This is a genomic window from Planctomycetia bacterium (genome assembly GCA_015200345.1).
GTDB lineage: Bacteria > Planctomycetota > Phycisphaerae > UBA1845 > UTPLA1 > PLA3.
The window spans coordinates 3530206-3541085 of record CP054187.1; the positions used below are offsets into that span (position 1 = coordinate 3530206).

At 63.4% G+C, this 10880-nt stretch carries 9 protein-coding genes and 1 tRNA gene; 5 read left to right on the top strand and 5 right to left on the bottom strand.

What is annotated here, in order from left to right; all coding sequences use genetic code 11:
* The first annotated feature begins 10 nt into the window (after positions 1-10).
* Positions 11-802: a succinate dehydrogenase gene (locus HRU71_14420; GenBank protein ID QOJ04612.1), complete on the top strand. Its 792-nt coding sequence runs from the start codon at positions 11-13 to the stop codon at positions 800-802.
* On the opposite strand, the gene HRU71_14425 is transcribed toward HRU71_14420, so the two are convergent.
* Positions 790-2931 (bottom strand): hypothetical protein, encoded by a 2142-nt coding sequence (locus HRU71_14425; GenBank protein QOJ04613.1) that lies wholly within the window; start codon positions 2929-2931, stop codon positions 790-792. The two genes, HRU71_14420 and HRU71_14425, sit on opposite strands and share 13 nt — an antisense overlap.
* 386 nt (positions 2932-3317) lie before the next feature.
* Between HRU71_14425 and HRU71_14430 the strand changes: the two genes are divergently transcribed.
* Positions 3318-3890, top strand: a complete 573-nt coding sequence (locus HRU71_14430) for a hypothetical protein (GenBank protein QOJ04614.1) — start codon at positions 3318-3320, stop codon at positions 3888-3890.
* On the opposite strand, the gene HRU71_14435 is transcribed toward HRU71_14430, so the two are convergent.
* A complete protein-coding gene (locus tag HRU71_14435) occupies positions 3887-5230 on the bottom strand; it encodes an SGNH/GDSL hydrolase family protein (protein ID QOJ04615.1) in 1344 nt (447 codons plus the stop codon). The two genes, HRU71_14430 and HRU71_14435, sit on opposite strands and share 4 nt — an antisense overlap.
* A gap of 188 nt (positions 5231-5418) precedes the next feature.
* Here HRU71_14435 and HRU71_14440 point away from each other — a divergent pair, with 188 nt between their 5' ends.
* Entirely contained in the window at positions 5419-6486 is a 1068-nt protein-coding gene (locus HRU71_14440) for a complex I NDUFA9 subunit family protein (GenBank protein ID QOJ04616.1), read from the top strand.
* Between the two features lie 7 nt (positions 6487-6493).
* Positions 6494-8146, top strand: a complete 1653-nt coding sequence (locus HRU71_14445) for a 2,3-bisphosphoglycerate-independent phosphoglycerate mutase (protein ID QOJ04617.1) — start codon at positions 6494-6496, stop codon at positions 8144-8146.
* 154 nt (positions 8147-8300) lie between these two features.
* Here HRU71_14445 and HRU71_14450 read toward each other — a convergent pair.
* From HRU71_14450 to HRU71_14460, 3 genes are all read right to left on the bottom strand, one after another.
* Positions 8301-8371 (bottom strand) — tRNA-Gln (locus HRU71_14450).
* A 38-nt stretch (positions 8372-8409) separates the two neighbouring features.
* Positions 8410-8988 carry a hypothetical protein gene (locus tag HRU71_14455; protein QOJ04618.1) on the bottom strand — a complete coding sequence of 193 codons (579 nt, stop codon included), beginning with the start codon at positions 8986-8988 and terminating at the stop codon, positions 8410-8412.
* Between the two features lie 91 nt (positions 8989-9079).
* Complete coding sequence (locus HRU71_14460; GenBank protein ID QOJ04619.1) at positions 9080-9709, bottom strand: RDD family protein; 630 nt, start codon at positions 9707-9709, stop codon at positions 9080-9082.
* A gap of 171 nt (positions 9710-9880) precedes the next feature.
* Between HRU71_14460 and HRU71_14465 the strand changes: the two genes are divergently transcribed.
* Positions 9881-10810, top strand: a complete 930-nt coding sequence (locus tag HRU71_14465) for a zinc dependent phospholipase C family protein (GenBank protein ID QOJ04620.1) — start codon at positions 9881-9883, stop codon at positions 10808-10810.
* Positions 10811-10880 lie beyond the last annotated feature (70 nt).

Sequence of the window (10880 nt, forward strand, 5' to 3'; positions counted from 1 at the left end):
GGTTGACACGTTGGCCACCGCCGAGACCACAACCGTTTCGCTCGAAGAAAAGCACCACTTTCTGCTTCGAAAGCTTCACTCGCTGTCGGGCATTGTGCCGATCGGAGTGTTCCTGATCGAGCATCTGCTGACCAATTCGATGGCCTTCCTCGGGCGCGAGCGCTTCAACGAGGACGTGCACTGGATTCATCATCTGCCGTACTTGTTCTTCCTCGAACTATTCGGCATCTTCCTGCCGCTGGCGTTCCACGCGGGCTACGGCGTCAAGATCGCACTGACGGCCGAGCCGAACGTGAAATCGTATCCGTATCTGCCGAATCGTCGATATACCTTGCAGCGCATCACCGGTTACATCGCGCTGGCGTTCATCATCGTTCACCTCTTGAAGTTCCGCTTCGCGCACCTGATCGGCTGGGGGCCGGAGTTCATCGGCAGCGCCGATCCGTTCGAGGTGACGCGCAAGGGATTGATGGAATGGGCGCCGTGGGGCGTGCATGTGCCGTGGCAGTTGACGTTCGCGATGTACGTCGTAGGGCTTTGGGCGGCGTGCTATCACTTCGCGAACGGCATCTGGAGTTTTTGCGTCAGTTGGGGCATCACGGTGGGCGAGAAGGCGCAGCAGCGCGTCGGCGCGGGGGCGGCGCTGGTCGGAATCGTGTTGTTTATCTGGGGTGCCTTGAGTTTGTACGCCTTCCGAACCGCCGGCCCGCCGGAACAGGCGCCCGCGCCGCCCAACGCCGTGGCACAGCTCGAGCCTGCCAAGCAAAACGAGTCTGCGCTTTCAGCCCGCTACGGACACTGATTGTTCGGCAGCGTCAGCAGCTTGTTGACGAACTGGTTCACGTCCGAGCCGAGGGTCAGCACGCCGTCGCCGTCGATGTCGGCACAGACGCAGGCCGGGTCGATGAATCCGCCGGTGTAATTCAGGATGCAACTCACGAACAGCTTGATGTCCTGGCCGTCAACCTGGTTGTCGCCGTTCAGATCGCCGCGGCAGCCGCAATCCGTGACGCAGTCACAGCAGGTGGAGATCGTGCCGTTTGTGTTGAGCGTCATGGTGCGGTTGCAACGGTAGCCGGACGGGCAGTCACCGACGCACGAAGCGACAATCTGGCCCGTGGCGATGCGGATCGTGCCGGTCGTTGAGCCGGACCTTCCCGCAAAGGCGCCGCCCGGCGCGCCGACGAAATCGATGCGATAGGTCAGATCGAAATAGCTGTCGACGGCCCAGTCGGTGCTGGGCATTTGGAGCAGCGTGGTCGAGCCTGGGCTGGGCAGGCCGAAATCGGTGCCACCTGAAAATCGCAATAAGTCAAAATCCGGGTCGCCGGTGATCTGGCCGAACAATCGGAACAGATCGGTGCTGAAGGTCTGCGAGGGCGCGAACAGGGTGCGCGGCGCGGCGTGAATTTCGTGGCTGATCGGCACGTTGATAGTTCGGTTATAGCCCGCGTAGATGCCGGTCCCCAGCAGGACGACGTTCAGCGTGCTGTTGGAGCACGATTTCTCTCCGCCCAGCGAGCCGCCCGGTGCGTAGCAGATTCCGGGAGAAACCGGCACAGAGAACGAGCAAACGCCCCCGCCCGCGCAGACGAAGTTCAGGTTCGTCGGCTCACAATTCACAGGGCTGCCCGGCGGCAGGCCGTCGATGATCTGCATCGGCGGATTGCCCACGCGCTTGTACTGGCATCCGGTCGGCGGCAGGTGAACCGTTCCCGTGCCGTCGTTCGGCACGACGCACGGATTGGCGTTCGGTGGCGCAACGACTTCGCACGTTTCCAGATCGCCGCATTCGCACGCGGTGACGATCGACAGCCCGGTGACGGGGTTGGTCTCGACGCAGCGAGGCTGGCAGTTTGACACGCCGCAGGTTCCTGGGCGGCAGGCGGACCCGTCGGGCAACGGCTCGCATGGCAGCGAAACGCACTCGCAGCAGACGTCGATCGTGCCGTCGGGATTGACGAGGGTGACGGTGTTGCAATCGAAACCGGGGAAGCAGCCGCCCTCACAGAGCGGAATGCCACCGGTGATGATGAAAACGGTGCCGGTGGTGGAACCGGATCGGCCAGAGAACGGCCCGCCCGGCTTGCCGACGAAGTCGATGCGATAGGTCAGCGCGAAGAGGCTGTAGGTCGCCCAGTTGCCGCCGGGGAGTTGGGTGATCTGGGCTTTGCCGGGGCTGGGGAGCCCGAAGTCGGTCCCGCCGGTGACGCGCAGGAGGTCAAAATCCGGATCCCCGGTGATTTGTCCAAAGATGCGAAAGAGATCCGTGTCGAAATTCTGAATGGGTGCAAACGGTGTGCGCGGCGCGGCATGAATCTCAAGCGAGATAGGAATGTTGAGATTGCGGTTGTAACCCAGGTAAGCGCCGGTGCCGGTCATGACGAAATTGAGATTCGCGTTGGAACAGGATTTCTCGCCGCCCAGCGTTCCCCCGGGGGCGTAGCAGATGCCGGGCAGGACCGGCGTGGAGAAGGAGCAGACAGCGACGCCGGGCGCGCAGGCGAAGTTGCTGTAGGTCGCGGCGCACTGAACGGTAGAACCGGGCGGCAGGCCGTCAACAATCAGCATGGGGTCCGCGACATCTGTCTTGTATTGGCACGGAGCGGGCGGGAGGTGAACCGTGCCGGTGCCGTCATCGTTTACGACGCAGACCGGCGAGCTGACGACCGGCGGCCGCTCGGCGTGGCAGGCCGTTGCGGCATCACACGTGCAGGAAAGGACGGTGTAGGCCCCGCTATTGGGGTTGTAACGCACGCAATAGGGCTTGCAATTGTTCCCGATGCCGGTGCACGAGTTATTCTGGCAGCCGAATCCGGCAAAGGAGGGTGTGCAGGGCTGACCGATTGCCGGAGTTGCCGCGGTCAAACCCAAGACCAGCCCGGCCGTCAGCGCGAACGTGGATATTGCTTGATTGCGGCAGTTGCGCATGGGACAGCTCCAGAATGGGTCATAATGTGCGAAGTGAGGTCAATCACAGGCTCCGTGCGAGGTTGGAGTCTGTAAGCTCCGCTATACACGATTCGGACATCCAAAGTCAATAAAATCGGTAAAAAAACCGCCCTACCCCTGTTTTTCGGGTCAACGACGTGGATTCGACTTCCGCCAGTCAATCGTGGGCTGCCGGGCATCCGATAGTCCCTTACGGTAGTTGTTGCAGCCATTTTTTAGGGTCGCCTCGGGTCCGTTTGGAAAGCGGGCGAAACCGGTGCGGCGGAATGGTTGTATAATGTTGGCATCGGCAGAATGTCCGGCGGTGGAGGAAACCCATCGACGCGGCAATCCCGGACAGGTGAAATCAACAGGAGTGCGATCACATGGCGCGAGGCGGATGGAATGGACTTCTGACGGCGGTCGCTCTTGTTATCACCCTGTGCGCGGCGCGGCCGGCCTCGGCGCAAGTTTTGCCGCAACAGACGGGCGACCTGACGCAATTGCTCCAGACCTTTGGAGGCCTCGGCGGGCTGCAAAGTCTTCTCGGCGGGACGACCGGCACGTCGACCACGGACACAACGGGGACGTCCGGGCAGGTGACGACGACGCAGCCGGTGGGCGATTCGCAGCCGACAATTGTCTCGAATCAATTCACAACGACCAGCAGCGGCGCGCTGAATGAACGCGCGCCGGGCCTGATGGTCAAGCGCGCGATCGGCGTCCAGACCGGCCAGGTGGAGATTCCCGGGGAGGTCACCGAGGAAGTCAGCTTCTTCCGCGACACGTTTAACCAGGTGCTGGATCAGACGCTCGGCACCATCAGCGATGCCCTGACCGCCATCAACACGTTGCTAAGTACGGCGGCAGGGGGCGGCGTGGGCAACGGGTCCGGAACGATCGGCCGCATTCCCAACGCCGTGACCACGGGTCAGGGAACGAGCACGCCGATCAACTAGCCATTCGTCAATGAAGACTCGATACGCGGGCCAAGCAGGCCGCGCGTGGAGAGGAACTCCAGCAGCCGCTCCGCGAACAGCAAGCTCCCGTCCCTGTTTGGGTGCAGGTCGTCCATCATCAGCGTTTCGCCGGGCCGGCCGGCCAATGCCCGGTCGAAATCGGGTGTGAGGTCATAATACGTCACCCCGGCGCGCGTCGCCCAGTCCTTCAAGGGTGCGAAGCCGTTCGGATCGACTTCGCCGTCAAGCAATTGGCGCGTGGGGAACGCTGCAAGCACCCAGGGCAGCTTCCTCTCCCGGCAGAAATCGTTGACCGCGTCGAGATCGCGGCACGCACGTGCCCAGGCGCGCGCGACGGCCGGCTTCGGCGGCTGGACGTACAGGTCTTCCTTTCGGCGCAGACCACTGTCGGGATCAGCGAAGGGATTGGTTCGCACCCACAAGTGCGCGTCGCGAATGCGTGCCATGCGCCAGTCATCGACGAGGGTCGTCGCCGCACGGACCAGCCCGCTGGGGTAGCTGATCTTGGGGACCGGGTTGACATCGGCCAGGCCGTACACCGCCCCTTCAGGGTGGCCTACCAGCTCCGCCATGTCATTGAAGCAGAACACGAGAATCAGCAGATCCGGCCTGGTCTTCATGCCTTCATTCCGGATGAAGTCGAATTCCTGCCAGGTTGTGTAGCCGGCGCACCCGCCGTTCATAAAGAGGAGGTCTGCATTCGGATGTCGCTTCCTCGCAACGTCATTGAGATGATCGACCGGGGTATCACCGCGAGGCATGAGAAAGCCGACGACAATGGAATCACCCACGACCAGGACGCGCGTTTGCCCCTTTGGCTTAGTGGATGGAATCTCCGGCCCGCGCATGCCCAGCGCATTGACCCGATCAGGATACGTTGAGAACAGGCCTTTCACGCCGGGACGATGCGCCCAGCCCCGCACAGGATGCGGCTGACAGATGCCCTGATGCGACGGCGGCGGTGGATAGACGATTCCGACGAAACGATCGATCGAGAGCAAGCCTGCCATCACGCATCCGCTCAACACCCATCGTGCCGAACGCTCGGAGACGCGATCCGCGCGGCCGATCTTCAACCGTGCCGACCCAGCGATGGTTGCGACGCCCAGGTGAACCCAAAGGGCAACGGCGATTTGATCGACCTGATCGGGCTTGAGCCGTGTTCCAAACGAAACAGTCAGGAGCGTGACGATCAGGACGGCGGTCGCGAGCATGAAATAACCTGCCGCGATACCGGTCATCGCGCGACAGAGCCTGGCGTAGCGCGGTGTTTCGACGAGCGTAGGAGCCCCCATGTGCGCAGGGCAGCGTACTGGCATTTCTGCTCCTTTACCGTTTCCTGCGCGGAACCACAAGTGGAATTCACGAGGAAATCGTTCACCGCGTTCGTCCGCGCGAAGCCGGGTTTACCGGTTGATGCGAGGCAGCTACCATTTGGTGATGAAAGAACAAGCATGGCATTGAGTGTGTAAGGTAACAACAATGAGCGATTGCGAGATGAGCCAACATGAGTGAAACCGTACAGGCGGCTGAATCACCGCCGACTCCGACCGGACCCGTCGCCGCGGCCGGCGAAGCGACCTCGACCGAAGAGGGAAAATTTCTGACGCGCGTGCTCGTGACGGGCGCGACCGGCTTTGTCGGGCGGGCGGTCCTGCGCGAGCTGGTGGCGCGCGGGCACAAGGCCGTGTGCCTGGTGCGCGACCGGGACCGCCTCGCGGCGCAGGCGCGGGAACTCCCCGCCGATCGATACGAGGTCGTGCATGGCGACTTGTTTGACGGCGACGCACTGGCCGAAGCCGCGCACGGCGCCGAGGCGTGCGTGCATCTGGTGGGCATCATTCAGGAGAATCGGCTGCGCGGCCAGACGTTTGAGCGGGTTCATCTGGAGGGGACGCGCGCCGTCGTCGACGCGTGCAAAGCGGCGGGTGTGCGGCGCTATGTACACATGTCGGCACTGGGAACACGGCCGGGGGCGCCCAGTGCGTATCACCGCACGAAGTGGGCCGCGGAAGTGTGCGTGCGGGAGAGCGGGCTGGATTGGACGATCTTTCGGCCGAGCATCATTCACGGGCCGGACGGGGAGTTCATGCGGATGATGCGGATGTTCGTGTGCGACGTGACCGTGAATGCGCTGGGGTTTCTGCCGACGCCGTTTCCGGTGATTCCGTATTTCGGCGACGGCCAGCGGCGATTGCAACCCGTGAGTGTCAAGGACGTGGCGCATTGTTTCGTGGCGGCGCTGTCACGGCCGGAAACAATCGGTCGGACGTTTGACCTTGGCGGGCCGGAGGCGATCAGCTGGAAGGAGCTGTATCGCATCTGCCGCGATACGATTCCGGGCGCAAAGCGCTGGAAGCCGATCGTGGGTCAGCCGGTTTGGATTGCGAAGCTGATGGCGAAAACGGTGATGAAACTGCCGCTGTTGCCGGCGATGCTGCGATTCAACGAGGGGCAGGTGCAGATGTCGCAGGAGGATTCGGTGTGCGACACGGGGCCGGTGGAAGAGACATTCGGCATCCGCCTGCGCGATTTTCGGCGCGAGCTGGCCGACTACGCGGCGATGATAGAGTAAGGCGACGATGGCGAAGCTCACCAGGCGACCGTTGCTGCTCATCGTCCGCGACGGGTGGGGGCACAATCCGTATCCCGAGTGGGACCATGCCAACGTGGTGAAGCTGGCGAAGACGCCGGTCGATAATCGACTGCGCGCGACGTATCCGTGGGTGCAGATTCGCACGAGCGGGGAGGATGTCGGGCTGCCGGCCGGCGTGATGGGCAACAGCGAGGTGGGGCATCAGAACATCGGGGCGGGGCGGATCGTCGATCAGGAGCAGATGCGCATCACGCGGACGATCCGCGATGGGTCGTTCTTCAGCAACGCGGCGCTGTGCGCGGCGGCGGCGCATGCGAAATCCAGCGGCGGCGTGCTGCACATCCTGGGCCTGTGCAGCGATGCGGGCGTGCATTCGGCGCTGGAGCATTTATACGCATTGCTGGAATTGGCCCGGCGGCAGGGCCTGGCCGGCGATGCCGTGCAGGTTCACGCATTCGGCGACGGGCGCGACACGCCGCCGCAGTCCGGCGTCGGATTCATCCGCGCGGTTGAAGCGAAGATGCGAGAGATGGGTGTAGGCCGAGTCGCGACCGTGATCGGCCGCTACTACGCGATGGATCGTGACAACCGGTGGGATCGCGTGGAGAAGGCGTATCGATTGCTGACCGCGGGCGCAGGCGTGAAGGTCGCATCGGCCGAGGAGGCATTCACGCGCTATTATGCCCATGCGACGGAACCGAGCCGGTCGGGCGATGAGTTCATCGAGCCGACGGTGGTGGGTGAAGCTCGTCCGATTCGCGGCGGCGATGCAGTAGTGTTCTTCAACTTTCGCGGCGATCGGCCGCGCGAAATCACTAAGTCGTTTGTCTATGATGAATTTCCCTATGAGCAGGTCGAGAAGGACGGCACGCGCAAGCGGCAGGGGTTCGAACGCGGCCCGAAGATCGCGAACCTGTATTATTGCACGATGTGCGAGTACGAAACCGGCCTGCCGGTGAAGGTGGCGTTCACGAGGCCGGCGAAGATGGCGAACATCCTCGGGGCCTATGCCGCGGACCTGGGCCTGAAGCAGTTTCGCTGCGCCGAGACGGAGAAGTTTCCGCACGTGACGTTCTTTTTCAACGACTACCGCGAGCCGCCCTTCGACGGCGAGGATCGGCAGATCGTCCCCAGCCCGCGCGACGTGACGACGTACGACCAGAAGCCGGAGATGAGCGCCTACGGCGTCACCGACGAGATGCTTCGACGAATCGCATCCGACGCGTACGATCTGTACATCCTCAACTTCGCCAACGGCGACATGGTCGGCCACACGGGCAACTTGCGGGCGGCGATTCGCGCGGTGGAGGTCGTCGATGAATGCGTCGGCCGCGTGGTGGACGCCGTGCTCGCGAAAGGCGGCGCGGCCATCGTGACGGCCGATCACGGCAATTGCGAACAGATGATTGATCCCGCCACCGGCGGCCCGCACACAGCCCACACGACGTATGACGTGGATCTCATCGTCGTCGACGATCGTTATCGCGGTGCGTATGACCCTGCAACCGGCGCGCCGAAGAGCAACGGGGGCATCACGCTGCGCCCGGGCGGCAGGTTGGCCGACATCGCGCCGACGCTGCTGGCGCTGGGCGGCTTGAGTCGGCCGGTGGAGATGACGGGGCAGTCGCTGATCGGTTGAATCAGATCAAAAAAACAGTTGATCCAAACGGCCTTGCCCTGGGTCAAGTCGTGCCGCATCGTCTCTCAATGCGCTGACGACACCGCACGATTCGCGCGCGAGCCGATCGCGCGGGATCGAATGGTGGGGGAACGAGCATCTATGCGGGAGAAACCTGGCCCCCAAGGATTCGAACCTTGACAAACAGATCCAGAGTCTGTCGTGCTACCGTTACACTAGGGGCCAATCAGCACGGGGAGAGTGTAGTCACAGGGACCCAGGGGTCAAGGCCTGTGGTCCGCTGATGCATTTTGTTTGCGCAGGCAGCGTGAGCGGATGGTCCCGCGCATTCGGCGGCACACGGCGAAGCCCATCGCGCCGGCTGATGCGAAGAGCGGCAACGGCAGTACGCCGCAGGTCGCGGGCGTTTCGGGCGGCGGGGCGAGTCCGCTTGGCGCGGTGTCGATGCTTCCGCCGGGCAGCGGTCCTCCGGCGAGCGTGACGCGGCCCAGTTGCGTGGAGCGCGTGCAACCCAGCGGCGGAATCAGGCGATAGGTGAAGGTCGTCGTCCCGCGAAAATCGGCCGAGGGAACGAACACGTAATCCAGGTTCGTCGGGCCGGCCTGTTCAAGAATGCCGCCGAGCGGGTATTGAAAGATCGAGATGCGGCTGTCGTCGGGGTTGTCGATGTGCAGTCGGAAGGCCACCGCGCCGCCGGAGACACCGACGAATTGATCGTGGGCCTCGGGGCAGTTGCGCGTCTGGGCGACGGCGGACTGCGGCGCGGGCGCGGCGGGCAGCGTCGCTTTGAGTGCGATCAGCGCGCCGAGGCAAACAACGACGTGTGTATATTTCATCCCCATGACGTGATTCCTCCCCATTCAGCCGATCGCGCAGGGGGGCGGCGCGACGACCGATGCACAACTTTATGCACGCGGGAGGGCGCGAATCCAGTCAGGAGGCTGCGGCGGACAGCGACGGCGCGTTATCGGCGTGCGCGGCGCCGGCTGGTTCGAGATCAAGCCACGTGAAGAGCATCGTGCCGAGCAGTTTGGTCTGATAGGCGGGCTTGGCGGGGCCGATCGGCTGGGCGGTTTTTCGGACGACCCAGGTCCCGGACCATTGATCGTGGGTCGTCTGACGGCGGGGGCTTCTTCCGACCGAAAAGTAAGATGCGCCGAGCAGCAGCGTAAAGGGCACCGCCATCAGGAACCGCTTGAACAGGACGCGTAGCGGCGGCGTGCGGCCCGCGGCATCGACGAGTCGAACCCCGGCGAGCCGATAGCCGACTGTACCGCCGTGCAGTGTGCGACCCAGAACGTGGTAAATCATCGCAAATGCAACGCAGCCGAGCGTGGTGGGCAGTTGGACGGGTCTCATGGCCTCGTTCATCCTGCGTTGTCGCTCGGCGCGGTGGGTGATTCGCCAGACGTCCGGCGGGACCACGCGAGCCGCGACGGCCGAGGAGATACCCGAAACGCCGACGATGACCAGTGCGAGGTCAATGAGAAGCGCGATCAAACGGCGCGAGAGGTTCGCATAGTCGGTCGGGGCGAACAAGACGTAGTCGCAGCCAGTAGGCATGGGAGGGAGTATAAGAGAGGTGCGGTGGAGCGAAAGGATGCTGTGGCGGGCAGGGCGTCGGCGAGTCGGGCACGTGAGTCTGTTGGTTGCGGCTGCGGTGAATGCTACAATTCGCCTGCCGGGTACGGCAGGGATGCCTCGCAGCGAACGAAGGATGGGGACATCGCATCCATGAATCGTAAAGCGGGTTCGTCGATTCGCGTGAACGGTTGGATCGTTGCCGCGGCCGCCGCACTGGTACTTGGCTGCGTTCAGGAGGCGTGGGCGTGGGGGCCTGGATCGCACGTTCAGTTCGCGTCGGAGATTCTATCAAACTTGTGGGCGTTGCCGCCGGCGATCGCGGCGCTGCTGGCGCGGCATCGGCGGCACTTCATATACGGCAACGTCGCGACCGACACGGTGCTGGCGAAGAAGATGAGCCGGGTGAAACAGGTGTGCCACCGATGGGACACCGGGTTCTCTCTGCTTCATTCGGCCGAGTCGGACGCGGGGCGGGCGTTCGCGTATGGATACCTGTCGCACCTCGCGGCGGATACGATCGCGCACAACAAGTTCCTCCCGCGGCAGATGGCGGTGAGCCGCTCGACGGTGGCGTTTGGTCATTTGTACTGGGAGGTTCGGGCCGATGCGCAGGTCGCGCCGATTCACTTTCAGACGCTGCGGCGGACGTTGCAGCGCGAATACGCCGAACCGGAGCATTTGCTGGCGTTGCACCTGCGCGAGACGCTGCTGTCGTTCCGCACCAATCGGTTCATCTTCAAGCGGATGAATCTGCTGGCATCCGAGGCGGCGTGGCGGCGATCGGTGCTGTTCTGGGCGAGGCTGTCGCGCTTCGGTCTGGATGCCGACACGCTGGCGAGTTATCACCAGGCGTCGCTGGGTCGGATCGTGGACGTGCTGACGCGCGGCGAGGCGTCGAGCGTGTTGAATGAAGACCCGAACGGGAATTGGGCGCTGGCTTACGCGAAGGCGCAGCGCAAGCAGCTGCGCCAGATGAAGCGCGCCCGCCTGCCGCACATGCACATCATCGCCGAAGCCGCGGCGAGCCATTCGATTCAAGACGTGCCGAAGTGGAACGGGCGACGCACGCACGCTTCGTGACTTCATCACAGGCGATCATTCGATTCTTTTCATCTTGACTCCGCCCCTCGCTGGGCAGGGAGGAGGCATC